The organism is Ectothiorhodospira sp. BSL-9 (assembly GCF_001632845.1).
GTDB lineage: Bacteria > Pseudomonadota > Gammaproteobacteria > Ectothiorhodospirales > Ectothiorhodospiraceae > Ectothiorhodospira.
In genome coordinates this window covers 644,875-669,962 of the sequence record NZ_CP011994.1, presented here as the reverse complement: position 1 = coordinate 669,962, position 25,088 = coordinate 644,875, and the positions used below count along the sequence as shown (strand labels likewise).

General features: G+C 65.1%; 21 protein-coding genes and 1 pseudogene. 16 read left to right on the top strand and 6 right to left on the bottom strand.

Translation table 11 applies throughout. From position 1 onward, the window contains the following. Nucleotides 1-84 precede the first annotated feature (84 nt). Together ECTOBSL9_RS03360 and ECTOBSL9_RS03355 are read right to left on the bottom strand one after the other, a co-directional pair. On the bottom strand, nt 85-669 hold the full coding sequence (locus ECTOBSL9_RS03360; protein WP_063463874.1) for a class I SAM-dependent methyltransferase: 585 nt from the start codon (nt 667-669) through the stop codon (nt 85-87). Continuing rightward, entirely contained in the window at nt 666-1,148 is a 483-nt protein-coding gene (locus ECTOBSL9_RS03355) for an alpha/beta fold hydrolase (RefSeq protein WP_371258996.1), read from the bottom strand. Before ECTOBSL9_RS03355 ends, ECTOBSL9_RS03360 begins: the two co-directional genes overlap by 4 nt. Before the next feature lie 453 nt (nt 1,149-1,601). Between ECTOBSL9_RS03355 and tkt the strand changes: the two genes are divergently transcribed. The 5 genes from tkt (at nt 1,602) to fba (ending at nt 8,818) form a co-directional block, all read left to right on the top strand. Further along, a complete protein-coding gene (gene tkt / locus ECTOBSL9_RS03350; protein WP_063463873.1) occupies nt 1,602-3,596 on the top strand; it encodes a transketolase in 1,995 nt (664 codons plus the stop codon). A gap of 77 nt (nt 3,597-3,673) precedes the next feature. Next, nucleotides 3,674-4,669 (top strand): type I glyceraldehyde-3-phosphate dehydrogenase, encoded by a 996-nt coding sequence (gap, locus tag ECTOBSL9_RS03345; protein ID WP_063463872.1) that lies wholly within the window; start codon nt 3,674-3,676, stop codon nt 4,667-4,669. 197 nt (nt 4,670-4,866) lie between these two features. After that, nucleotides 4,867-6,045: a phosphoglycerate kinase gene (locus ECTOBSL9_RS03340; protein ID WP_063463871.1), complete on the top strand. Its 1,179-nt coding sequence runs from the start codon at nt 4,867-4,869 to the stop codon at nt 6,043-6,045. 153 nt (nt 6,046-6,198) lie between these two features. Continuing rightward, nucleotides 6,199-7,641: a pyruvate kinase gene (gene pyk, locus ECTOBSL9_RS03335; RefSeq protein ID WP_063463870.1), complete on the top strand. Its 1,443-nt coding sequence runs from the start codon at nt 6,199-6,201 to the stop codon at nt 7,639-7,641. Between the two features lie 112 nt (nt 7,642-7,753). Then, nucleotides 7,754-8,818 carry a class II fructose-bisphosphate aldolase gene (gene fba / locus ECTOBSL9_RS03330; protein WP_063463869.1) on the top strand — a complete coding sequence of 355 codons (1,065 nt, stop codon included), beginning with the start codon at nt 7,754-7,756 and terminating at the stop codon, nt 8,816-8,818. 37 nt (nt 8,819-8,855) lie between these two features. Here fba and betA read toward each other — a convergent pair whose 3' ends face one another. From betA to betI, 3 genes are all read right to left on the bottom strand, one after another. After that, a complete protein-coding gene (gene betA, locus ECTOBSL9_RS03325; RefSeq protein ID WP_063463868.1) occupies nt 8,856-10,550 on the bottom strand; it encodes a choline dehydrogenase in 1,695 nt (564 codons plus the stop codon). Nucleotides 10,551-10,614: 64 nt separating this feature from the next. Continuing rightward, nucleotides 10,615-12,093 (bottom strand): betaine-aldehyde dehydrogenase, encoded by a 1,479-nt coding sequence (gene betB / locus ECTOBSL9_RS03320; protein WP_063463867.1) that lies wholly within the window; start codon nt 12,091-12,093, stop codon nt 10,615-10,617. Nucleotides 12,094-12,118: 25 nt separating this feature from the next. Beyond that, the gene (gene betI, locus ECTOBSL9_RS03315; RefSeq protein ID WP_063463866.1) at nt 12,119-12,709 is read right to left on the bottom strand and encodes a transcriptional regulator BetI; all 591 of its coding nucleotides are present in this window, start codon (nt 12,707-12,709) and stop codon (nt 12,119-12,121) included. A 119-nt stretch (nt 12,710-12,828) separates the two neighbouring features. Between betI and choX the strand changes: the two genes are divergently transcribed. Beyond that, nucleotides 12,829-13,785 carry a choline ABC transporter substrate-binding protein gene (gene choX, locus ECTOBSL9_RS03310; protein WP_082830029.1) on the top strand — a complete coding sequence of 319 codons (957 nt, stop codon included), beginning with the start codon at nt 12,829-12,831 and terminating at the stop codon, nt 13,783-13,785. Between the two features lie 494 nt (nt 13,786-14,279). After that, nucleotides 14,280-15,272: a phospholipase A gene (locus ECTOBSL9_RS03305; protein WP_156500167.1), complete on the top strand. Its 993-nt coding sequence runs from the start codon at nt 14,280-14,282 to the stop codon at nt 15,270-15,272. A gap of 29 nt (nt 15,273-15,301) precedes the next feature. Here the strand turns inward: ECTOBSL9_RS03305 and mtgA are convergent, their stop codons facing one another. Beyond that, nucleotides 15,302-16,678, bottom strand: coding sequence for a monofunctional biosynthetic peptidoglycan transglycosylase (gene mtgA / locus ECTOBSL9_RS17225; protein ID WP_063463865.1), 1,377 nt, complete (start codon nt 16,676-16,678; stop codon nt 15,302-15,304). A 453-nt stretch (nt 16,679-17,131) separates the two neighbouring features. On the opposite strand from mtgA, the gene ECTOBSL9_RS03295 reads away from it, so the two are divergent. The 9 genes and pseudogenes from ECTOBSL9_RS03295 (at nt 17,132) to ECTOBSL9_RS03250 (ending at nt 25,074) form a co-directional block, all read left to right on the top strand. Next, a complete protein-coding gene (locus ECTOBSL9_RS03295) occupies nt 17,132-19,207 on the top strand; it encodes a hypothetical protein (protein ID WP_082829709.1) in 2,076 nt (691 codons plus the stop codon). Nucleotides 19,208-19,233: 26 nt separating this feature from the next. Beyond that, entirely contained in the window at nt 19,234-20,562 is a 1,329-nt protein-coding gene (gene yegQ, locus ECTOBSL9_RS03290; RefSeq protein ID WP_063463864.1) for a tRNA 5-hydroxyuridine modification protein YegQ, read from the top strand. 61 nt (nt 20,563-20,623) lie between these two features. Further along, entirely contained in the window at nt 20,624-21,253 is a 630-nt protein-coding gene (locus tag ECTOBSL9_RS03285) for a YdbL family protein (RefSeq protein WP_063463863.1), read from the top strand. Beyond that, nucleotides 21,225-21,737 carry a Na+/H+ antiporter subunit E gene (locus tag ECTOBSL9_RS03280; protein WP_063463862.1) on the top strand — a complete coding sequence of 171 codons (513 nt, stop codon included), beginning with the start codon at nt 21,225-21,227 and terminating at the stop codon, nt 21,735-21,737. Before ECTOBSL9_RS03285 ends, ECTOBSL9_RS03280 begins: the two co-directional genes overlap by 29 nt. Beyond that, the gene (locus ECTOBSL9_RS03275) at nt 21,734-22,009 is read left to right on the top strand and encodes a monovalent cation/H+ antiporter complex subunit F (RefSeq protein ID WP_063463861.1); all 276 of its coding nucleotides are present in this window, start codon (nt 21,734-21,736) and stop codon (nt 22,007-22,009) included. The genes ECTOBSL9_RS03280 and ECTOBSL9_RS03275 overlap by 4 nt, the downstream gene beginning before the upstream one ends. A 14-nt stretch (nt 22,010-22,023) precedes the next feature. Further along, complete coding sequence (gene mnhG / locus ECTOBSL9_RS03270; protein WP_371259013.1) at nt 22,024-22,353, top strand: monovalent cation/H(+) antiporter subunit G; 330 nt, start codon at nt 22,024-22,026, stop codon at nt 22,351-22,353. After that, a pseudogene (mbhE, locus tag ECTOBSL9_RS03260) lies at nt 22,350-23,308 on the top strand (hydrogen gas-evolving membrane-bound hydrogenase subunit E). Before mnhG ends, mbhE begins: the two are co-directional and overlap by 4 nt. Beyond that, the gene (locus ECTOBSL9_RS03255; protein ID WP_063463858.1) at nt 23,298-23,615 is read left to right on the top strand and encodes an NADH-quinone oxidoreductase subunit K; all 318 of its coding nucleotides are present in this window, start codon (nt 23,298-23,300) and stop codon (nt 23,613-23,615) included. The pseudogene mbhE and the gene ECTOBSL9_RS03255 overlap by 11 nt, the downstream one beginning before the upstream one ends. A 1-nt stretch (nt 23,616) precedes the next feature. Then, nucleotides 23,617-25,074, top strand: coding sequence for a complex I subunit 5 family protein (locus tag ECTOBSL9_RS03250; RefSeq protein WP_063463857.1), 1,458 nt, complete (start codon nt 23,617-23,619; stop codon nt 25,072-25,074). Nucleotides 25,075-25,088 lie beyond the last annotated feature (14 nt).

Genomic DNA, 25,088 nt, shown 5'->3' with positions numbered 1-25,088 from the left:
TATGGGGCGACAATCAACATGGGCGCGGATTATACGAAGCCTGGTGCGCCCGATGCCATGCCGGTGTGCTCGGGCAAGGGCCCATCAGGCCCGCTTGAGACACTTCAATACGGGAGAAGGGAAGGGACGCTCCCGGGTCCTGTGGCAGACGATATCCCGGCGTTCCCGCAACCAGGCCTCGATGGCGGCGTGTTCTTCCTGCCCACCGGAGTGGCCCCGATACATCATCAGGCTGATCATTCCATCAGGGTGCAGCCAGGCCAGCGAGGCCTCCAGGGCCGCGAGGGTGTGCCGTGGATGGGTGACGATGCCATGGTCCCCGCCGGGCAGATAACCCAGGTTGAACATCACAGCCTTGATCCTGCCACGCAGGTTTTCCGGCAGGTATTGAGCCAGGTGCTGATGCCCGGAGTGGATCAGCGTGACCCGTGATGCCAGGCCCTCGGCCTCCAGGCGCGCGCGGGTGGCCTCCAGGGCCTGGGCCTGGATATCAAACGCCCATACATGCCCCGTGGCCCCGGACTGGTGTGCCAGGAACAGGCTGTCATGCCCGTTCCCCGCGGTGGCGTCCACCGCGTGATCCCCTTCATCGAGGCAGTTTTCCAGATAGTGGTGCGCCTGCCGGGTCAATGGCAGGGCATCGATTGTGGCGATGGTTTCGGGCGTCATGGTCCGGGTCGGGCCTGGCGCTCGCAGGCCTCCAGCATGGCCTGCAGGGGTTCCGGGTCGGCCAGGCGATGATCCCTTCCCACTTCGATGAGGCAGCTTTCGGGCAGACCGCTGCGCGTCAGCAGTTCCTGGGAATCGGCGAAGGGGATGGTCTCGTCCCCACGGGAATGCAGGATCAGCGTACCCGGCTTGACGCGGTCAGCCTGGCCCCAGTGTCGCCAGGCGGGACACAGCAGGACCAGGGGGATGTCCCCCGTGTGCAGGTTCATGGCCACCGCGCCACCCCGGGATGACCCCACGATGACCTGGGGTCGATGGGCCTGAAGGGTGGCCTGTGCGGTGTCCATGGCCGCCTCGAAGTCATCATCGTCCAGGGGTGGATTGATCACATCATGGCCGTGACGAAGCAGATGGGTGGGTTTGAGGCCCCCGGGGCTGGATTGCCAGCCGTGCAGGAAGAGGATGCGGATTGGATGCATGCAGGATGACCGCCCTTGAAGCGGGTTTGTGGCTGGTAGGGGGCGTATTGTAATCAGCCTCATACCGGTGAGGCCATCACCCGCCGGCAGCGCGTGAAAGTAAAACCCGCTTGAGTATTAAAAACATCAAGAGTGTTACCAGGGAGTCTCTTTGAGGTTTTATGAGGCACTGCAGCAAAAAGCCGTGTGAAACTCTCGGACTTGCTCAGAAGCATTCTGTCAGCGAAAATGCACCGCTCCAAAGTTGTGACCAGGCCATGGAATGCGCAATGTCAAGGTAGCTGAGAGCGAGATGTGTCAGGCGCCCAGATCCCTTTCCAGGCCGGTCTTGCAACGCCAGATTCCCGGTTGTCGCGATCGTTGAATATCGTCGAGAAGAACAAGAACACCATCGAAAGGTGTCATCGCGGCTGCCCTTGTTTTCGTCGTTTTAAATCACTTGAGGAGAACTGCATGCCGTCTCGCAAAGAGCTAGCCAACGCCGTACGCGCGCTTTCCATGGACGCGGTCCAGAAAGCCAAGTCCGGTCACCCGGGCGCCCCCATGGGCATGGCCGATATCGCCGAAGTGCTGTGGAATGATTTTCTCACCCACAACCCGGGCAACCCTCACTGGGTGAATCGCGACCGCTTCATCATGTCCAACGGTCACGGCTCCATGCTGGTGTACTCCCTGCTGCACCTCACCGGCTACGATCTGCCCATGGACGAGCTCAAGCAGTTCCGCCAGTTGCACTCCCAGACCCCCGGGCACCCGGAATATGGTTACACCGCGGGTGTGGAGACCACCACCGGCCCGCTGGGTCAGGGCCTGGCCAATGCGGTGGGCATGGCGATCGCCGAGAAGGCCATGGCCGGTCAGTTCAACCGCCCCGGTCATGACATCGTCGATCATCACACCTATGTGTTCCTGGGCGACGGCTGCCTGATGGAGGGGATTTCCCACGAGGTCTGTTCCCTGGCAGGCACCCTGGGCCTGGGCAAGCTCATCGCCTTCTATGATGACAACGGCATCTCCATCGACGGCGAAGTGGAAGGCTGGTTTACCGACGACACCCCCGCCCGTTTCGAGGCCTACGGCTGGCACGTGGTGCGCAACGTGGACGGCCACGATGCCGAGGCCGTGAAGAAGGCCACCGAGGAGGCCCGTGGCGTCACTGATCGTCCCACCCTCATCTGCTGCAAGACCATCATCGGCTGGGGCTCCCCCAACAAGCAGGGCAAGGAAGAATGCCATGGCGCCCCCCTGGGTGATGACGAGATCAAGCTGGTGCGCGAGACCCTGGGCTGGAAGCACGAACCCTTCGTGATCCCCGAGGACATCTATGCCGGCTGGAATGCCAGGGACAAGGGTGCCAAGGCCGAGCAGGCCTGGCAGGCCCGCTTTGATGAGTACAAGAAGGCCCATCCGGAACTGGCCGCCGAATTCACCCGCCGCATGAAGGGCGACCTGCCCGCCGACTGGCAGCAAAAGGCCGCCGCCTTCGTCCAGGCCACCGTGGACAAGGCCGAGAAGGTGGCCAGCCGCAAGGCCTCCCAGCAGGCCATCGGTGGCTATGCCCCGGCGCTGCCGGAACTGATGGGCGGCTCCGCCGATCTGGCCGGCTCCAACCTCACCCTCTGGGGCGGTGCCCGCGGTGTGAGCCGCGAGAACGCCGATGGCAATTACATCTACTACGGCGTGCGCGAGTTCGGCATGGCCGCGATCATGAACGGGATTGCCCTGCATGGGGGCTTCATCCCCTACGGTGGCACCTTCCTGATCTTCAGCGACTATGCCCGCAACGGTCTGCGCATGTCGGCCCTCATGAAGCAGCGCGCCATCTATGTGCTCACCCACGACTCCATCGGCCTGGGCGAAGACGGCCCCACCCACCAGCCGGTGGAGCAGGTGCCCAGCCTGCGCCTGATCCCCAATATGTCCGTGTGGCGCCCCTGCGATGCGGTGGAAACCGCCGTGGCCTGGAAATGCGCCATCGAGCGCCAGGATGGCCCCACCGTCCTGAGTCTGTCCCGTCAGGGATTGCCTCACCAGCAGCGTGATTCCCAGCAGCTGTCCAACGTATCCCGCGGTGGTTACGTCCTCAAGGACACCGACGGCACCCCCGATGCCATCCTCATCGCCACCGGTTCCGAGGTGGCCCTGGCCATGGATGCCGCCGCGAAACTGGCGGACAAGGGCCGCAAGGTGCGCGTGGTATCCATGCCCTGCACGGACCTGTTCGAGGCGCAGGATGTCAGCTACCGCGAGTCGGTGCTGCCTGCGTCGGTGCGCGCCCGTGTGGCCGTTGAGGCCGCCGGTACCAGCGGCTGGTTCCGCTACGTGGGCCTGGATGGCAAGGTTGTCGGCATGGAAGGCTTTGGCGAATCGGCCCCGGGTGATGCCCTGATGGATTACTTCGGCTTCACGGTGGACAACGTGGTGCAGGCAGTGGAAGACATCCTGTGATCCACCGGCCGCTGCCGGCTTCGGCAGCGGCCAACCATTACAAGAATGATGACCCGTAAGATGGAGACAGTAACGTTATGACGATCAAAGTCGGTATCAATGGTTTTGGCCGCATCGGCCGCATGGCTTTCCGTGCCATCTCCCAGGACTTCCCGGAACTGGAAGTGGTGGCCATCAATGACCTGCTCGAGCCCGAGTACCTGGCCTACATGCTGCGTTACGACTCCGTGCATGGCCGCTTCAATGGTGATGTGTCCGTGGAAGGCGATCACATGGTGGTCAACGGCAAGAAGATCCGCCTGACCGCCGAGCGGGATCCGGCCAACCTCAAGTGGGGCGATGTGGGCGTGGACGTGGTGATCGAATCCACCGGCTTCTTCCTCACCGAAGAGACCTGTCAGAAACACATCGACGCAGGTGCCAAAAAGGTGGTGCAGAGCGCCCCCTCCAAGGACGCCACCCCCATGTTCGTGTACGGCGTGAACCACAAGGAGTACGCCAATCAGGCCATCATCTCCGCCGCCTCCTGCACCACCAACGCCCTGGCCCCGGTGGCCAAGGTGCTGAACGATCAGTTCGGCATCAAGCGTGGCCTGATGACCACCGTGCATGCGGCCACGGCCACCCAGAAGACCGTGGACGGCCCCTCCCAGAAGGACTGGCGCGGCGGGCGCGGCATTCTGGAGAACATCATCCCGTCCTCCACCGGTGCCGCCAAGGCCGTGGGCAAGGTGCTGCCCAGCCTGAACGGCAAGCTCACCGGCATGGCCTTCCGCGTGCCCACCTCCGATGTCTCCGTGGTGGATCTGACCGTGGAACTGGACAAGGACGCCAGCTACGACGACATCTGCAAGGCCATGAAGTCCGCCTCCGAGGGCGAGCTCAAGGGCGTGCTGGGTTACACCAGCGACAAGGTGGTGGCCACGGATTTCCGCGGCGTGAGCATGCCCTCCATCTTTGACGCCGAGGCCGGTATCCAGCTGGATTCCACCTTTGTGAAGGTGGTGGCCTGGTATGACAACGAGTACGGCTACACCTGCAACATGCTGCGCCTGGTGCAGCACGTGGGCTAAGGGGCGCTTGGCGCCCTCACCCCAACCCCTCTCCCCAAGGGGAGAGGGGCTCCGACGCCCTTCTCCCCCGTGGGGAGAAGGACCGGGGATGAGGGGCAAACGGAGGGCACCCCAAGAATCCTTTGCCAAGCCCCCACCGGGTTTGCCAAAGTGTTCTTAAAACAAAAAATGCCAAAACCACCAAAGGAGTCTTTTCAATGTCCGTCATCAAGATGACCGATCTGGATCTCAAGGGTAAACGGGTACTGATCCGGGAGGATCTGAACGTGCCCGTCAAGGGCGGCAAGGTGACGTCCGACGCCCGGATCCGCGCCAGCCTGCCCACCATCCAGCACGCCATGAAGGCGGGTGCCAAGGTGATGCTCATGTCCCACCTGGGGCGGCCGGAAGAGGGGGCATTCTCCGAGGAGGACTCCCTGGCACCGGTGGCCGAGCACCTCTCCGGTCTGCTGGGCCAGAAGGTGAGGCTGGTGCGCGACTACCTGGATGGCGTGGAGGTTCAGGACGGCGAGGTGGTGCTGCTGGAGAACGTGCGCTTCAACAAGGGCGAAAAGAAGGACGACGAGGCGCTCTCAAAGCAATATGCCGCCCTGTGCGACATCTACGTGATGGATGCCTTTGGCACCGCCCACCGGGCCCAGGCCTCCACCCATGGCGCCGGCAAGTTCGCCCCGGTGGCCTGCGCCGGCCCGCTGCTGGCCGCCGAACTGGAAGCCCTGGGCAAGGCCCTGGGCAACCCCAAGCGGCCGCTGGTGGCCATTGTGGGCGGCTCCAAGGTGTCCACCAAGCTCACCGTGCTCGAATCCCTGTCCACCAAGGTGGATCAGCTCATCGTCGGTGGCGGTATCGCCAACACCTTCATCGCCGCCCAGGGCCATGGTGTGGGCAAGTCCCTGTACGAGGCGGATCTGGTGGCCGAGGCCAAGCGCCTGATGGAGGCCGCCCAGGCCAAGGGCGGCGAGATCCCGGTACCCACCGACGTGTGCGTGGGCAAGGAGTTCTCCGAAACCACCGCGGCCACCAACCGCCCCGTGGACCAGGTGGCCGAGGATGACATGATCTTCGACGTGGGTCCCGAGACCGCTGCCACCTATGCCGAACTCATGAAAAAGGCTGGCACCATTGTCTGGAACGGCCCGGTGGGCGTGTTCGAGTTCGATCAATTCGCCGCCGGCACCCAGGCCATGGGCCAGGCCATCGCCGAGAGCGATGCCTTCTCCATCGCCGGTGGCGGTGACACCCTGGCGGCCATCGACAAATACGGCCTGTCCGAGCGCATCTCCTACATTTCCACCGGTGGTGGCGCCTTCCTGGAGTTCCTGGAAGGCAAGACCCTCCCGGCGGTAGCCATGCTGGAGGCCCGGGCCAAGGCCTGAGTTCCGTGCTGTTCGGTTCGTGACCGTCGCCGTTCCCGCCATGGGTACTCGGATGCCCGGTGGGAGCGGCCCTGGCCGCGAACGAACGATCCGGCAGGGGGCATGCGGCCCCTGCCCCGAACGAAGTGCCCAGAACACAGGAACAGGCCCAACATGCGTAGAACCAAGATAGTAGCCACGCTGGGACCGGCCACGGACTCACCCGCAGCCATGCGGGCGTTGGTGCGCGCTGGCGTCGACGTGGTGCGCATCAATTTTTCCCATGGCGAGGCGGATGATCATCGCAAGCGCGTCAACCTGTTGCGGGAAGCCGCCGCCGAGGCCTCCCGCATCATCGCCGTGCTGGGGGACCTGCAAGGCCCCAAGATACGCATCGCCCGTTTTGCCCAGGGCAGTGTCGAACTGAATGAGGGCGATCCCTTCGTGCTGGATGCCGAACTGGATCCAGGGCAGGGAGATGTTCAGAAGGTCGGCCTCACCTACAAGGATTTGCCCGGGGACGTGAATGCCGGGGATGTCCTGTTGCTGGATGATGGCCGTCTGGTGCTGGAGGTGCAGCGGGTGGATGGCCCGCGCATCCACACCCATGTGGTGGTGGGTGGCACCCTGTCCAACAACAAGGGTATCAATCGCCAGGGCGGCGGCCTCTCCGCTGCCGCGCTCACCGACAAGGACGTGAACGACATCCGCCTGGCGGCGGAACTGGGGGTGGATTACCTGGCCATCTCCTTCCCCCGCTGTGCCGACGATGTGCATCAGGCCAGACAGCGATTGCGCGATGCCGGTGGCGATGGCGCCATCTGCGCCAAGATCGAACGGGCCGAGGCGGTCACCGCCAGTGACGCGATCCTGGATGCCACCGATGCCATCATGATCGCCCGAGGCGATCTGGGCGTGGAGATCGGCGATGCGGAATTGCCCGGCGTGCAGAAGCGCCTCATCCATGACGCCCGCACCCGCAACAAGGTGGTGATCACGGCCACCCAGATGATGGAGTCCATGATCACCAGCCCCATTCCCACCCGGGCCGAGGTGTTCGATGTGGCCAACGCCGTGCTCGATGGCACCGACGCCGTGATGCTCTCGGGTGAGACGGCCACCGGTCGGTATCCCGACAAGGCCGTGGCCGCCATGGGGCGCATCTGTGAGGCCGCCGAGCGCCAGCGTAGCGCCCGTGTGTCCACCCATCGCATGGACAGCTATTTCCAGCGGGTGGACGAGGCCATCGCCATGGCCACCATGTACACGGCCAATCATCTGGACGTGCGCGCCATCGCCGCCATGACGGAATCCGGCTCCACGGCCCAGTGGATGTCCCGGATCAGTTCCGGCATCCCCATCTTCGCCATGACCCGCCACGAGCGCTCCTGCCGCAAGATGGCCCTGTACCGCGGTGTTTACCCGATACTGTTCGTGAGCGAGAACAGCAGTCACGCGGAGAATAACCGCCAGGTGGTGGATATCCTGCGGGAGGCCGGCGTGGTGCGGGACGAGGACCTGGTCATCATCACCAAGGGGGATCTGAGCGGGGTGATGGGCGGTACCAATGCCATGAAGATCGTCCAGGTGGGCGCGCTCCAGGATGGCGTCACCTGAATGCAGCAAACCGCCGCTGTCGGTCCGGGTGTGTGACCGCGGCGGTCAGGTCATGATAACGATAGCGAACCTGCGATAGATTGTTTCTCAAGTAAACCAAAAGGAGGTCCCAATGGCCCTGATTTCCCTTCGACAACTGCTGGACCATGCCGCCGAACACGGCTACGGCATGCCCGCCTACAACGCCAACAACCTGGAGCAGGTGCAGTCCATCATGCAGGCCGCCGACGAGGTGGACTCGCCGGTGATCATCCAGGCCTCGGCCGGTGCCCGCAAATACGCTGGCGAGCCCTTCCTGCGTCACCTGATCGTGGCCGCGGTGGAACAGTACCCTCACATCCCCGTGGTGCTGCACCAGGACCACGGCGGCGAGCCGGCCGTGTGCCAGGCCTCCATCCAGTCCGGCTTTACCTCGGTGATGATGGACGGCTCCCTGATGGCCGACATGAAGACCCCGTCCACCTACGAGTACAACGTGGAGGTCACCCGTACGGTGGCTGACATGGCTCACTGGGTGGGGGTCTCCGTGGAAGGCGAGTTGGGTTGCCTGGGCTCCCTGGAAACCGGCCAGGCCGGCGAAGAGGACGGCTCCGGTGCCGAGGGCACCCTGTCTCACGACCAGCTGCTCACCGATCCGGACGAGGCCGCCGACTTCGTGAAGAAGACCCACGTGGACGCCCTGGCCATCGCCATCGGCACTTCCCACGGTGCCTACAAGTTCACCCGTCCGCCGACCGGTGACATCCTGGCCATCCAGCGCATCAAGGAAATCCACGCCCGCATCCCCGATACCCATCTGGTGATGCACGGTTCCTCCTCGGTGCCCCAGGAGTGGCTGAAGATCATCAACCAGTACGGCGGCGACATGGGCGAGACCTATGGTGTGCCCGTGGAGGAGATCCAGGAAGGCATCAAGCACGGTGTGCGCAAGGTCAACATCGACACCGACCTGCGCATGGCTTCCACCGGCGCGGTGCGCAAGTTCCTGGCCGAGAACCCCAAGGAGTTCGATCCGCGCAAATTCCTGAAGGCCTCCACCGCCGCCATGAAGGACATCTGCAAGGCCCGTTACGAGGCCTTCGGCTGCGCCGGCATGGCCTCCAAGATCCGTCCCATGAATCTGGAGGCCATGGTCGCCCGCTACAAGTCCGGCGAACTGGACCCCAAGGTGAAGTAAGCCTGAACCAGGGGCCGGTGCCCGACCGGCCCCTCACTCAAGCTGCCCGCGGCCCCTTCAACCGGGTCGGGCTCCCTGACAGCACCCGATACACCGGCACCTCCGACGGGGCCAGTGCCTGACGACCACGAATTCGATCAGCGATCTTCTCCGCCATCATGATGGTGGGGGCATTGAGATTGCCCGTCACGATGCGCGGCATGATGGACGCATCCACCACCCGCAGCCCCTCCACACCATGTACCCGACCCTGGTCGTCCACCACGGCCATGTCATCATCGGCCGTACCCATGCGGCAGGAGCCGCAGGGGTGATAGGCCGTTTCGGCGTGGTTGCGCACAAACTCATCCAGCTCCACGTCCGACGTGGCCTGGGCCCCGGGGGCCAGTTCGCGGCCCCGGTAACGGTCCAGGGCCGGCTGGGCCATGATCTCCCGGGTGAGGCGGATGGCGTCCCGAAATTCCCGCCAGTCCTGCTCATGGCTCATGTAGTTGAAGCTGATCCGCGGCGCCTGTCTCGGGTCTGCAGCGGCCAGGCGCACATGGCCCCGGCTGGGTGAGCGCATGGAACCCACATGGGCCTGAAAGCCGTGGGCTTCCACTGCCTGGGTGCCGTTGTAATTGATGGCGATGGGCAGGAAGTGGTACTGCAGGTTGGGCCAGTCGAAGCCGGTTTCACTGCGGATGAACCCCGCCGCCTCGAACTGATTGCTGGCCCCGATGCCGCGCCCCCCCAACAGCCACTGGGCGCCGATCCAGGGCTGGTTCCACCACTTGAGCGCTGGATACAGGCTGATGGGTTCCTTGCACTCGTACTGCACATAGATTTCCAGGTGATCCTGCAGATTCTCGCCCACGCCGGGGAGTTCATGGACCACGGGGATATCCAGGTCGACCAGTTCCTGGGCGGGGCCGATCCCCGAGCGCTTCAGAATGGCAGGGGAGAGGATGGCGCCAGCGCAGATCAGCACCTCCCGCTCGGCCCGAACCTCCTGGCGGCGGCCCCGCTGGATGTAACTCACGCCCCGGGCGGTGCGGCCCTCCATGATGATGTGGTCGGTGAGGGCGCGGACCTGGATGTCCAGATTGGGCCGCTGCCGGGCCTGATCCAGATAACCCCGTGAGGTGCTGGCGCGACGCCCCTGGGCCGTGGTGGTGCGATCCATGGGACCAAAACCTTCCTGCTGGTAGCCGTTCACGTCCTCCGTGCGGGGATAACCGGCCTGTTCACCGGCCTGGATGAAGGTTTCGAACAGGGGGTTGTTGTCCGATTTGGGGGTGGTGACATACAGCGGCCCATCGTCGCCATGATACTCATTGGCGCCGATGTCCCGGGTTTCGGCCTTGCGGAAATAGGGCAGGCAGTGGTCGTATTCCCAGCCGGGCAGGCCAAAATCGCTGGCCCAGTGGTCGTAGTCCAGGGCGTTGCCGCGGATGTAGCACATGCCGTTGATCAGGGAGGAGCCGCCCAGCCCCTTGCCCCGGCCGCAGTCCATGCGTCGCCAGTTCATATGAGGTTCGGGTTCCGTCTGGAAGGCCCAGTTGTACTGCCGACCCTGCAGCGGGTAGGCCAGGGCGGCGGGCATCTGGGTACGAAAGTCCAGGCGCCAGTCGCGGCCACCGGCTTCCAGCAGCAGCACGCGGGTGTCCGGGTCTTCGGTGAGGCGCGCCGCCAGCGCGGCTCCGGCGGAGCCGGCGCCGATGATGATGTAATCGTAAGTTTTGGTGGTCATGGGGTGATGCCCCTTGGTTGAATGGATTAGGGGTGGACAGGTGAGGGGCGCGGAGGCCCCGCCGTTAAAACACGCTCTCCACCTCTCCCAGTTCCACGTACACCGACTTGCGCTGGGTGTAATGCTCCAGCGCCGCCAGCCCGTTCTCCCGCCCGAGCCCCGATTGCTTGTAACCTCCCACCGGCATCTCCACCGGCGAAAGGTTGTAGGTGTTGATCCAGCAGATGCCCGCCTCAAGCTGATGGATCACCCGATGGGCCCGGGCCAGGTCACGGCTGAATACCCCCGCCGCCAGGCCGTAGCGGGTGTCATTGGCCCGCCCGATCACCTCCCGTTCGGAATCAAAGGATTGCAGCACCATCACCGGCCCGAAGACCTCCTGGCGCACGATGGGGTGATCGTCGGGGCAATCGGCAAACACGGTGGGGGCCACGAAGGCCCCATCCGGGGCCGAGCCGGGAGACAGGGTCTCGCCCCCAATGAGCAGTTTCAGGCCATCGGCACGAGCCCGGTCGATATGGTCCATCACCTGATCCCGGTGGGCCTGGCTGACCAGCGGCCCCAGGTTGGTCTCGGGATCCAGGGGATCCCCGGCACGGATCTGCCCGATGCGCTCCAGCAAGCGCGCCTCGAACGCTTCGCGGACGGACGATTCCACGAACACCCGGGTGCCGTTGGTGCAGATCTGGCCGCTGCTGTAAAAATTGGCCATCAGGGCGGCGCTTACCGCCTGTTCCAGGTCCGCATCCGCAAAGATGATCAGCGGTGACTTACCCCCCAGTTCCATGGTGACCTGCTTGAGGTTGCTGCTGGCCGAATCGGCGGTGACCGCCTTGCCCGTTTCCACCTCGCCGGTGAAGGAGACCTTGGCAATGTCCGGGTGACGGGTGAGGGCCCGCCCGGTGTCCGCATCCCCCTGGACCACGTTGAATACCCCATCTGGCAGGCCCGCTTCGGTGAGGATCTCCGCCAGCACCAGGGCCGAGAGCGGCGTCACCTCGCTGGGCTTGAACACCATGGCATTGCCGGCGGCCAGGGCGGGGGCTGCCTTCCAGCAGGCGATCTGCAGGGGGTAGTTCCAGGCGCCGATACCCGCGCAGACCCCCAGGGGTTCGCGGCGGGTGTAGATGAAGGCCTGATCCCCCTGGGGGATCTGTTCACCTTCCAGCCCCATGGCCACACCGGCAAAGTATTCCAGGGCGTCCGCGCCTGTCTGGATATCCACGGAGGTGGTTTCGCTGATGGGCTTGCCGGTGTCCAGGGTCTCCAGGGCGGCCAGTATGTCGTTGCGCTCACGCAGCAGATCGGCGGCCCGGCGTAGTACGCGGCCGCGCACCATGGGGGACATGGCGGCCCAGGCCTGCTGACCTTCGCGAGCCGAGCGAACGGCGGCGTCCACCTGCTCCGGGGTGCTGCCTTGCATCCGGGCGAGGGTTTGCCCTGTGGCCGGATTGACGGTGTCGAAAGACTTGCCGTCGGGGTCGGTCACCCGACGGCCGTGAATGTAGCTGCCCTGAAGGGGGTCGATCTGAGGGAGGGGCATGGGGGGCTCCGGAATGAGGGTGGGTTTAGCGGCCCTGCGCGAGCCAGAATCGGGCGTTGTCCCGCGCCAGGCGGCGGCAGCCATCGATATCGATGCCATCGGGGTGCAGCGCGCCGCGCAGCCACAGGCCGTCGATCAGGCCGGCCACCGAGCGGGCGGCATCCCTGGCCTGTGCCGGCGGCAGCCGTTTACGAAGCAGGTGGCACAGGTTCGAGTAAAGGCGCCGTTCGTTCACCCGCTGCAGTCGCTGCAGGCTGGGCTGGTGCATGCTGGAGGCCCAGAACTCCAGCCAGGTGCGCATGGCGGCCCGGTTGGTCTGGGTGGAATCAAAATTGCCGTCGATGATGGCGTCCACGTGGCCTTCCACGTCATCGGCATCCAGCCCCTGGCGGCGTTCGGTAACCGCCCGGCCCAGTTCGGTGAGCAGATGGCGCATGGTGGCCTCCATCAGTCCGGACTTGCCGCCAAAGTAATGGCTGATGATGCCGGTGGACACCCCCGCCAGTCGGGCAATGCGCGCAATGGTGGCGTCTGCCAGTCCATACTGGTGGATGGCCGTCAGGTTGGCCCGGATGAGTTGTTCGCGGCGTCCGTTGAGTGATTCGTGATGAGGCATGATCCATCTCTACCTGTAAGAATGCCATTCACTCTAACGAAAATTGAATGATCGTTCAATCTGTGTTTGAATGAACGTTCAATCAGTATGTGATCAACTGTATGGGAGAGAACCTTTTCATGGCTTCATTACCCCGAATCCTGACCGCCGGTGCGGCGGTCTTCATGCTGGCCACACCGTTTGCCACCCTGGCAGGCAGCGACGAACCCGAGGCCTGTGGCCAGGTGCGCTTCGCCGAGGTGGGCTGGACAGACATCACGGCCACCACCGCCACGGCCCGCGTGGTCCTTGAGTCCATGGGCTACGACACCACCAGCCTCACCGTGTCGGTTCCCATTGCTTACGGTGGTCTGGCCAATGATGATTTTGATGTCTTTCTGGGCAACTGGATGCCAAGCATGGCCAGCATCATCGAGCCCTACGAGACCCGAGGCACGGTGGAGACCATTGCCACCAATCTGGAGGGCGCCAAGTACACCCTGGCGGTTCCCCAGTATGTGTACGATGCGGGTGTGACGCATTTTGCTGACCTGGCCGATCACCGCCGGGAGTTCGGTGGACGGATCTACGGCCTGGAGTCGGGCAATGACGGCAACGAGATCATCCATGACATGATCGACCAGGATGCCTATGGCCTGGGTCGCTTCCGGGTGATGGAGTCCAGCGAGGCGGGCATGCTGGGCGAGGTGCGCCGCAGCACCGGGAACGGGGACTGGATCGTGTTCCTGGCCTGGGAACCCCACCCCATGAACACCCGTTTCGATATTGCCTATCTGGAGGGCGGTGAGGACTTCTTTGGTCCGGACTTCGGCGCCGCGACGGTGCACACCAATGTGCAGACCGGCTATGTGGACCGTTGCCCCAACGTGGGCCAGTTCCTCAAGCAGTTGAGCTTCACCCTGGAGATGGAAAACCATCTCATGGATCAGATCATGAACCAGGACGTGGATCCCATGCAGGCGGCCCGACAGTGGCTGCAGGATAACCCCGAGGCGATGGAGCCCTGGCTCGAAGGCGTCACCGACCGCCAGGGCCGTCCCGCGCTGGAAGTGGTGAAAGAGGCCGTGGGAGGCTGATCTTCGCGCCGCCAAAGCCACTTCCCCAGGGACAACACTTCGTGTCTGGTGCCTGGTGGGAGCGGCCCTTGGCCGCGAAGGGCTTTTCGAAAAAAACTCCGGACTGTCCGGGCCTCGGGGTGTCCGGGTTCCTGTAAGCGGGCTTCAGCCGCAGGAAGCGGCTGCAGAGCCTACAGGGACGTATTTACGGCGTCCCGCTGTAAGGAATCCGGGCACCCCGAGGTCCACCCCGATCTCTGGCCTGGCTGCGAGGCCGAGGGCCGCTCCCACGGGGGCGGGGCTCGCGCCAGCGATGGCATCGGGCTGTCGGTTGCCTTGGGTGGATCCCTGCGGGACTGCCTTCCATCCGGATAGCTTGCTGACCTATGCTGTGGCCTGACCCCAGCCCCACACCCCCCCTCATGCCCCCCAATCACTTAGCAAAGCTCCAGCTGACGCCCCGTCGCTTCGGCAGGCTCTCCCCGTTGACGCTGGCGTTCGTCGCCTGCTGGCCGATGTCGGCCGTGGCGACCACCTGGGAGGACTGCGCCCGGATCGACGCGGATGACGAACGCCTGGCCTGTTACGACGCCCTGGCCGGGGAGCGGACGGATGCGGCCCCCGCCACGGAAGGGCTTACCGCCATCGAATTACCCGAGTCGGAGCCAGCCGAGGCGCCCGCCCGTGAGCCGGCACAGGGGCGTTCCAGTTCCCGGCTCGCCAGCACCTGGGGATTCTCGCCCGACTCCGATACGCACATGCTGCGGGTGCATCAACCCAATTACTTCCTCCCGGCCCGATACTCGGATCGCACCAACGACCGGCCGTTTGCGCCGCTGGCAGGCATTGATCCTGCCGCTGACCAGGATCTGGACTCGGTGGAGTCCAAGTTTCAGTTCAGTTTCAAGGCGCGCCTGTGGACCACCCATGACCGTCGCTGGGGCCTGTGGGCCGGGTATACCCAGCAGAGTCAGTGGCAGGTGTATAACGAGGACGTTTCACGTCCGTTCCGGGAGAGCAACTATTCGCCCGAGTTGATCCTCAGTTATCGCCCCGGCCTGCATCTGGCCGGTTTCGACTGGGAGTTGCTCAACCTGGGGTTCCTGCACCATTCCAATGGTCGTTCCGAGATCCTTTCCCGTAGTTGGGATCGGTTGTATGCGGGGGTGGGGCTGGAGCGGGACGATCTGGCCCTGATGGGGCGGCTGTGGTATCGCCTGCCGGAAGGCAAGCGCCGGGACGATAATCCGGACATCACCGACTACTACGGCTATGGAGACCTGACTGCCTCGTACCGCCATGGGGATCACCGTTTCACCACCATGCTGCGGGGCAATCCGTCCACGGGTCGGGGTGCGCTATCGGCCAGTTGGACTTCGCCACCGGTGCTCGGGCCGCTGCGCGGCTACGTGCAGGTGTTCTCCGGCTACGGGGAGAGCCTGATCGATTACAACTGGTACCAGAATACTGTGGGGGTTGGGGTCACCCTGAACGACGTTGTGGACTGATGCCTCGGGGCAGGCTCAGTCCATCAGGCTCACTCCATGAGGTCCATGGCCCCGATCTCCAGCACGAACGGGCCGGGGGCCTTGTCGGCGAGCATGAAGCCCAGTTGACGCACCTGGGCCGGTTCCAGGGGCGGTGCATCGGAGAGGATGCGACCACGGAACACGGGTTCGAAGCCGTCGAAGGGCAGTTCCACCTCCCGCCATTCACCCGCCGTGGTATCAAAGTGCTGGCGGTAGGCCATGGCATCGTCCCCGGTGTCGGTGCGCAGTCGCAACTGGTAGGTGCGCCCGTCACCACGGACCCGCAACTGGATGCCCCGGGCCTGGCCCATCTCCAGGGTGTCGGGTGCCCGGCGCACGGAGGCGAAGCCGCCGTTGTTGGCCAGGGAGATCTCCCCCGCGAACACGGCCACACCGTCCTCGCTGATCTGGAACCGGCTGCGTGACAGCCCCCCCATGACACCATCGTTGACGATATGCCAGCGTGCTGACTCATCGGCTGCATGCAGGTCGATCAGTGTGGTCATCATTCCCTCCTGGATCGAGAAGAACCCGGGTTTGCTCAAGTCTTTAAGCACCGTATCACCGGAAGCTGGCTTCAGGCGATGTTTCAGTGCCAGGTCATCCTGCGGGAAAAGAGGAGGGTGCCCGGTCTGGCCACCCGTGGGCGAGGCCCATACCCCCTCCAGATAACCCGCCCTCTTCAGCTGCGGCACCTGGCGCTCGATCCAGGCCTGTCGCTCCAGCACATAGGACGATGGACGATTGGCCCTCAGGCGCACCGGGCCCGGCAGCACGGCCGCCAGGCGCGCCGCCTCGGACTGGGTCAGGGCGCTGGCCGGTTTGTCGAAATAGGCCTGGCTGGCCGCCTCCACCCCGTAGATGTTCGGCCCGAACTGGGCGGCGTTGAGATATACCTCCAGGATACGCTGCTTGGGCCAGAGTGCTTCGATGAATACGGTCAGGTAGGCCTCCACCCCCTTGCGCAGGAAACTGCGCTCCGGCCACAGGAACACGTTCTTGGCCGCCTGCTGGCTGATGGTGCTGGCGCCCCTGAGCCGCCCTCCCTCCCGGTATTCCCGAAGGGCCGCACGGATGGAGCCGAAATCAAAGCCCCGATGGTTCATGAAGTTCTGATCCTCGGCGGCGATCACCGCATAGGCCGCCTCGGGAGCGATGCGATCCCTGGGCACCCATTCATGGCGCACCGGCACCTTGTGCCCGGAGGCACGGTTGGAATTCTCGTGCAGGAGCATGAAGGCCGTGGTGGGCGGATCAATCCAGCGCAGTCCACCCACCACCAGGGTGGTGGAGACCAGCAGCAACAGGACGATTCCCACCGTCAGGCGGATCAGGAAGCGCCGGAATGACCAGCGTCGGGGTCTGTGATAATGGCGGCGTCTCACAGGGCGTAATATCTCAAGTTCATGGCGGCAGCGGAAGGCCGTTTGGGCACGTTTGTCGCGAGGACCCGGACCTGGGGCTTGTGGACCAGAGCTGAAGTGTTTGGTGCCCTCGACGACGCAAACGCTGCGTACCACAGGGGAATTTCCCATTATCCACAAAAGCTGTGGATAACTCTGTGGATGGTATGTCGGAAACTGTTCCCAGCCCCCGTGGCACAGGGCCTGTTCTCAAACTGATCACTTTTTAATCAATATCGTAACTTTTTGATATTGCGAGTTTATTTTGAGTGTTCTCAAATCTGACTAAACGCGGCGGGATCAGCGTGCATGGTGTGCCCGTCGCTGCCTCCTTGTGCATAATGTCAAGTGTTCAGGCGCCGCCCTGACCCGTTTTCCGGGCTTACTGGTGGGCCGCGGCCCCATCGCCCATTTTCTGTGTGGATTCTGCCCACCTTGCTCCGTTTCGCCTCGCCAACCTGGTGGCTGATCACCCTGCTGCTGATGGCATCGCCGGCCTCGGGGCAGTGGATGCTGGACATTGGCGATGTGCAGGGCGATGGCTGGTCCATGACGGGTGTAACGCTGGAGATGACGCTGGCGCCCGGGCCGACCGGGACGGACGCGATCCGTTTGCATGTGGATCACCTGCACTTGCCGGCCCCGGTGGGCTCGATGAAGGCCGTGGAGGTGAGCTGCCCCGGGGGACGTCTGGAGCCCACACGACTGAGGTGCCCCGCCATCCGGTTCTCTGGACGTCATCCCTGGCTGACCGTCAGCCAGGTGCCCGGGCAACTGGATCTGGGATTTGATGGCCGCCTGGACCTGACACTGAAGCAACTCCCCCTGGCGGATGGGCATATGGACGTCTCCTTCACGCATGACGCGGGTCAGTGGGGATTACAGGCTCGGGGCCAGCGGCTGGCGTGGCGGCAGGTCCACGGGTTGGCAGAAAGGGTGGGGGTGCCGCTGGAGGATCTGTTGCCCGAGGGCTTCCAGGTGGAAGGCCATCTGGAGCTGGACCTCAAGGGCCGGGGCGGGATGGATGGCATTCATGCCACTCAAGGCCGAGTGGTCTTGGGCGACGGTGCCTTCGCCAGCGCGGACGGTACCCTGGCGGGGGAGGGTCTGGGTATGGCCCTGCAATGGGATGTGCGCCAGATGGGGCCGGCCTGGCAGGGCGGGGTGACCCTGGATTGGGATGAGGGCGCCCTGTACGTGGATCCGATCTTCGTGGAGGTGGGGCCTGAACAGCCGGTCCGGGTCAGCACCCGGCTGGGGTGGCATGACGGCAGGCTGTCCGCGAAGGATCTGGCGCTTGCCTGGGGGGAGGATCTGCGTCTGGCAGGGCAGGCAAGCCTGGATACGGCCCACCTGCCCGGTAGCTTGAAGGCCACCCTGGACGTGGATCGGGCCAGGCTGCCGGCCGTTTACGAGGCCTTCCTGCAGCCCTTTGCCTACGGCACCGTCCTGGACGACCTGGAGACCGGTGGCCTCATCTCCGGGCGCCTGAAAATCCGCGAGGGCGCCCCGCAGCAGGCAGCCCTCACCCTTTCCGGCGTGGATGCGGACGACCGCAAGGGTCGCCTGGGCCTCTATGGTCTGGATGGGCGATTGATCTGGACGTCTGATGGGGCGGCGCCCGTCAGCCATGTATCCCTGGAGGGCGGGCATCTGTACCGCATTCCCCTGGGCATGACCCGCATGGCACTGCAGCTTGAGCAGGACGGTGTCCGGCTGACTCAGGAAGCACGGGTTCCAATACTGGATGGTGAGTTGCGCATCCATGGACTGGAGGCCCTGGGCCTGGGCGGCGATGACCCCGTGGTGACCTTCGAGGCCAGCGTCATGCCCATCTCCATGGAACGTCTGGCGGCCACCGTGGGGCGCCCCCTGTTCACCGGAACCCTGGCGGGAAGCATCCCCCGGGTGCGCTACCAGGACGGTGAACTCACCGTGGGCGGGCGTCTGGTGATTCAGGCCTTCGATGGCATGATCCGCGTGGGCAACCTGCGCCTGCGGGACCCCTTCGGTGTGGCACCAGTGCTGTGGGCAGACATCGAGATGGAGGATCTGGACCTGTCCTCCATCACCAACACCTTCGAGTTCGGCCTGATCGAGGGGCGCCTCAAGGGCCATGTGCGTGACATGATCCTGGTGAACTGGGAGCCGGTGCGCTTCGATGCTGCCCTTTACACCCCCCTGGATCAGCGTTTTCGGCGACGGATCAGTCAGCGGGCCCTGGACAACCTGGTGAGCCTGGGGGGCGGTGTCGGCGGCATGCTGGGTACGGGGTTCCTGCGTTTCTTTGACTCCTTCGCCTACCGGCAACTGGGGCTGTCGTGCCGGTTGCGCGGGGAGGTGTGCGAGATGGATGGCGTGGCGCCCGCACCGGACGGGGAGGGGTATTACATCATCCAGGGGGCCAGCCTGCCCCGGGTGGAGGTGATCGGCCATACCCGTCAGGTGGCCTGGCGGGACCTGATCCTGCGCCTGCAGGCGGCCATGGAAGCCGGGGGCCAGGCACCATAGTCACAGTCCTGTGCTATCGTCCCGCCATGAACGCCCCCGAACTGCTTGCCCCCGCCGGCACCCTCAAGAACCTCCGCTACGCCCTGGCTTACGGCGCCGATGCCGTTTATGCCGGGATGCCCCGCTACTCCCTGCGGGTGCGCAATAACGAATTCGCCTCCCTGGAGGCCCTGGCGGAAGGCATCCGGCTCACCCATGAGGCCGGTCGACGCTTCTTCCTGGCTGCCAACATCAGCGCCCATCAGCCCAAGCTGGCCACCTTTGCCCAGGATATGGCCCCCGTGGTGGAACTGGGCCCCGACGCACTGATCATGTCCGACCCCGGGCTCATCATGCAGGTGCGCGAGCGCTGGCCCCATATGCCCGTGCACCTCTCCGTGCAGGCCAATACCGTGAATGCTGCCAGCGTGCGCTTCTGGCAGGGCCTGGGGCTGACCCGGGTGATCCTCTCCCGGGAGCTGTCCCTGGGGGAGATCGAATCCATCCGTCAGGCCTGCCCCGACATGGAACTGGAGGTGATGGTCCACGGGGCCATGTGCATCGCCTATTCCGGGCGCTGTCTGCTCTCGGGCTATTTCAACCACCGCGACGCCAACCAGGGCGCCTGTACCAATGCCTGTCGCTGGCAGTATCGCCTGCATGCCGCCGAGCAGGACGAGGGCGGCGATCTGATCCCCCGGGAAGAGACCAGCACCGCCAGCCGTCATCCCCAGGCGGGCGAGCCCTTCCTGCTGGAGGAGGGCGAGCGCCCCGGGCAGCTCATGCCGATGGAGGAGGACGAGCACGGCACCTATATCCTCAATTCCATGGACCTGCGGGCCGTGGAGCATGTGCAGCGTCTGGTGGCCATTGGTGTGGATGCCCTGAAGATCGAGGGGCGCACCAAGTCCCATTACTACGCGGCGCGCACGGCTCAGGTGTATCGCCGGGCCATCGACGATGCCGCCGGGGGCCGCGCGTTCGACCCCACCCTGCTGGATGCCCTGGAGGGGCTGGCCAACCGGGGTTATACCGATGGCTTTCTCACCCGCCCCCGGGAGCGTACCGCCCAGAACTACACACGCGGGCATTCCGAGTCCGACCGGCGGCTGTTCGTGGGGGAGATCCAGGCCTATGATCCGGCCTCGGGCATGGCCCGGGTGGATGTGAAGAACCGCTTTTCCGTCGGGGACCGCCTGGAGATCATGACCCCCACCGGAAGCCGCGAGGTGGTGCTCGATGCCATCACGGGCCGGGAGGGTCTGCCGGTGGAACAGGCCCCCGGGGCCGGTCACCGGGTGTCCATCCCGTTGCCGCCCGGGGATTACCACCTGGGGCTGATTCTCAGACACACGGACGCCCCGCCTTCCCCTTGATGCCGGCGCCGGGGTGACCGAGACTATGGCGCAGGAACCTTCCTCGACCTGGAGATCACCCATGACCCCCATCGCCCGATGCGCACGCCCGCTGGCCTGGTTTGGCCTGGCCTTGCTGCTGTCCGCCTGCGTGACCATCAACATCTACTTCCCTGCCGCAGCGGCAGAGGATGCAGCCCGCATCATTGTGCGCGATGTGCTGGGCGAGACGGAGCAGCCGCCGGCCCGGGATCCGGCCGATGCGTCCGGTGCCTCGGATCAGGGGGCCCTCAGGGAGATGGGCAGCCGGGCCATGGTGGCCCTGCTCAACGGGGTGATCTCCCCGGCCCAGGCCCAGCAGCCGGACATCAATATCCGCTCCTCGGCCATCGATTCCCTGCGTGCCTCCATGCGCCAGCGTGCCTCGGCCCTGCGCCCCCACTACCAGTCCGGAGCGGTGGGTTTCACCAGCGATGGCCTGGTGGCCGTGCGTGATCTCAATGCCGTCCCCCTGCGGGATCGGTCCACGGTGCAGCGTCTCGTCTCCGAGGAGAACTCCGATCGCAGCGCCCTGTATCGAGAGATCGCCCGCGCCAACGACCGACCGGAATGGGAATCGGATATCCGCAAGACCTTCGCCCGGGTCTGGGTGGAGGAAGCCCCCTCCGGCTACTGGTACCAGGATGACCGCGGCCGCTGGCAGCAAAAATAGCCACCGCTTTCTGGTCACCCTGGGGGCCTGCCTGTTCCTGTGGTGGGTGCTCACTGAGGGTGATCCGGGGTCCTGGACGCTTGGGGTGCCGCTGGCCGTGCTGGCGGCCCTGTCGGTGTTCGCCCTGCCTGCCGGGCGGCCCTACCGGATCGCCTGGCGGCAGGTGGTGCCCTTTGGCCTGAACTTCTTCTGGCAGTCCCTGGTGGGCGGGCTGGATGTGTCGCGGCGTGCCTTCTCCCCCCGACTGCCGCTGCGCCCGGGGTTCATCGATTATCCCGTCACCCTGCCCCGGGGCCCGGCCCTGACCTTCTTCATGATCGTGATCAGCCTGCTGCCAGGTACCTTGAGCGTGGGACTGCATCGGGACTGTGTGCACGTGCATGTGCTGGATCTGGGGCTGGACGTTCAGGGCTCGCTTGCGGATCTTGAGCGCCGGGTGGCACGCCTGTTCGCATTGCCCATCACCCAACGGGAGGCAGCATGAGCGCGATCTGGATTGCCGCAGCCCTGTTTCTGTTGCTCACCGTGGCGGCCGGGATGGTGCGGGTGCTGATGGGGCCCCGCCCTGGGGACCGCATGCTGGCGGCACAGCTCTTCGGTACTGCCGGTGTCGCCATACTCCTGCTGCTGGCCTGGGGGCTGGAGATGCCGGCCCTGGTGGATGTGGCCCTGGTATTCGCCCTGTTGTCGGCGGTGGCCACGGTGGCCTTCGTGCGTCAGCGGGGATTACCCCGGGGCGGAGGTGAAGCGCCATGATGAGCCTCGCGGACATGGTCAGTCTGGCCCTGGTGGTTGCGGGGCTGGTGTTCTTCGCCGCCGGCAGCCTGGGGATGCTGCGCTTTCCCGATGTGTACACCCGCCTGCATGCCCTCACCAAGGCCGACAACCTGGGTCTGGGGCTGGTCATCCTGGGCCTGACCCTGCAGGCGGGCAGCCTGCCGCTGGTGCTCAAGTTGTTGCTGATCTGGTTTCTGGTGCTGTTCAGTGGTGCCGCCGCCTGTCACCTGGTAGCGCAACGGGCGCTGACGCAAGGCGAAGCAGAGCCTGAGAACAGGCCGGCTTCGCGGGGTGGCTCGACGCGCCCCGAGGAGAGGTCATGAACACCTGGCAGGCGGGTCTGCTGCTGGCCTTTGATCTGACGCTGGTCCTCACCCTGCTGGGCGTGGCCTGGCAGTTGCTTCGGGGACAGGATCTGTTTCGCTCGGTGGTGCTGTTCATTGCCTTTGGCCTGCTGCTCTCCCTGGCCTGGGTACGATTGCAGGCCCCGGACGTGGCCCTGGCCGAGGCGGCCATCGGCGCGGGGGTGACCGGAGCCCTGCTGCTGGTGGCCCTCGGGCGACTCAGACGCATGGAGTCCGTGGCGAATGAGGAGGACGGATCTTGAGCCGTTGGCGACTGTCCCATGTCCTGGCGTCCCTGCTGACTGGGGTGCTGTCGGTGGTCCTGGTGTTGATCCTGCTGGATCTGCCGGACCACTCGGGCTTGTCCGAACCTGTGGCTCAGGCCATGGACCGTTCCGGCGTGGGTCACGATGTGACGGCCGTGCTGCTGAACTTCCGGGGCTACGACACTTTCCTGGAACTGGCGGTGCTGGTGCTGGCGGTCTGGGTGGTGTGGTCCCTGGGCCGCCATGATCCGGTGCCTGTCCGTTCGGTGCGGGGCCCCGTGATGCGCGGTACCCTGCGGCACCTGCTTCCGGTGGCCGTGCTCACCGGCGGTTATCTGGTCTGGGCAGGTGCGAGTGCCACTGGGGGGGCCTTTCAGGGCGGTGCGGTGCTGGGTGCAGCGGGCGTGATCCTGGTGCTGTCCCGGCCCCGGTCCCTGCCCGGGGTGCCTAGGCCCTGGTTGCGATTCGGCATTGCGCTGGGGGTCATGGTCTTTCTGGCCAGTGGTGTGGCCGGCCTGTTGGGGGGGCACGGGTTCATGGGGTATCACCCGGAATGGGCCTATGGCCTGATCCTCACCGTGGAGCTGGCGGCTGCCGTGTCCATCGGACTGGGGCTTGTGCTGTTGTTCCTGGGGGGGCGCGTTCAGGGAGATAATGATGGTCGCTGAGAACCTTGTTGGTGAAGTCTATCTGGTGTGCGGAGCCCTGCTTTTCATGCTGGGCCTGCATGCTCTGGTGGTGCGGCCTCATCTGCTGGTGAAGGTGTTGGCCATCAATATCATGGGCTCCGGGGTCTTCATGGTCTTGCTGACCGCTGCCAGGGGGCCTGCTGTCACGGATCCCGTACCCCATGCCCTGGTCATCACCGGGATCGTCGTCGCCGTGTGTGCCAGCGCCGTGGCCCTGACGCTGATGCTCAAGGTCCGGGCTGCCACTGGTCGGGCTCATCTGCCGGCGGATCCGCCCGAGGACTGAGATGCCCGTCGCTGGCCTGACAATCGGGCTGTCCTGGGCAGCCTGGATCGTGATCGTGCCCCTGTTCGGGGCTCTGCTGGCAGGGTTGTGGCCCCGTGCCGGCGGCTGGGTGGCGCTGCTCGTGGCCCTGCTCACCCTGGGGACGACCCTGGGTGGTGCCCTCCACGTGTGGTTCCAGGGCCCGGCCATCCATGCTCTGGGTGGTTGGGATGCCCCCCTGGGGATCGCTCTGGTCCTGGATGGTCTGGCGGCCTTCATGCTGCTGCTGACGGCGGTGGTGGGGCTGTTTGTCACCCTGTATGCCATGGGCTACGTGGGCGGGCAGGAGCGGGCCGGGCGCTTCTGGGTTCTGTGGCTCTGGCTCTGGGCGGCCATGAACGCCCTGTATCTCTCCGGTGATGTCTTCAACCTCTATGTCGCCCTGGAACTGGTGGTTCTGGCCTCGGTGGCCCTGGTGGCGCTGGCCACCGGTGGCCCCGCCCTGGTGGCCTCCATGCGTTATCTGCTGCTGAGCCTGCTGGGGTCGTTGGCCTATCTCATGGGGGTGGCCCTGTTGTACGCGGCCCATGGGGTGCTGGATCTTGCCTCGCTGGCCATGCAGGTGACGCCCACGTACCTGCTGATGTTGGTGGCGGCCCTGATGACCGTGGGCCTGATGGCCAAGACCGCACTCTTCCCGCTGCACGGCTGGTTGGCGCCGGGGCATGGCAGCGCCCCGGCGCCTGCCAGCGCGATTCTGTCGGCCCTGGTGGTGAAGGTCTCGTTCTATCTGATGCTGCGTCTGTGGCTGACCCTGTTCCCGGACCTGGCCACACCCTTGCTGGGCATGCTCATGGGGGCGCTGGGCGGCGTCGCCGTGATCTGGGGGGGTGTCATGGCCATGGCCGCGGATCGGCTCAAGCTTTTTGTGGCCTATTCCACCGTGGCCCAGGTGGGATACCTGTCCCTGTTCTTCCCGTTCATGCTGGCGGTGCCGGGCGGCTGGCGGGCGGTGGTGTTCTTTGCCGCCGCCCATGCCTGTGCCAAGGCCACGGTGTTCATGGCCGCCGGCACCTTGCAGAGAGCGGCGGGACACGACCGGATGACGGATCTGGCCGATGTGATGCGGGGCCGTCCGATCACCAGCTTTGCCATGGGGATCGCCGGTGCCAGTCTGGTGGGTCTGCCCTTCACCGGGGGGTTCATCGCCAAATGGCTGCTGGTGGAAACCGCCATCGCCGGCGATGTCTGGCCCTGGGCCGTGGTCGTGGTGGTGGGTGGTCTGCTGGCGGGTGCGTATGTATTCCGTTTGCTCGGGCCGGCCTTTCTGGCGGGGCGGGGCAGTCCCGGTCGGCCGATCGCCGGGATCATGGAATGGTCCACTCTGGGCATGGCGCTGGTGTCCATCCTGCTGGGCTTTGCCGGTGCGGCCTCGCTGGAGTTGCTGGGCGCGACCATGACCGGTCCGGGAGGGCTGTGACGTGGAACAGGGCG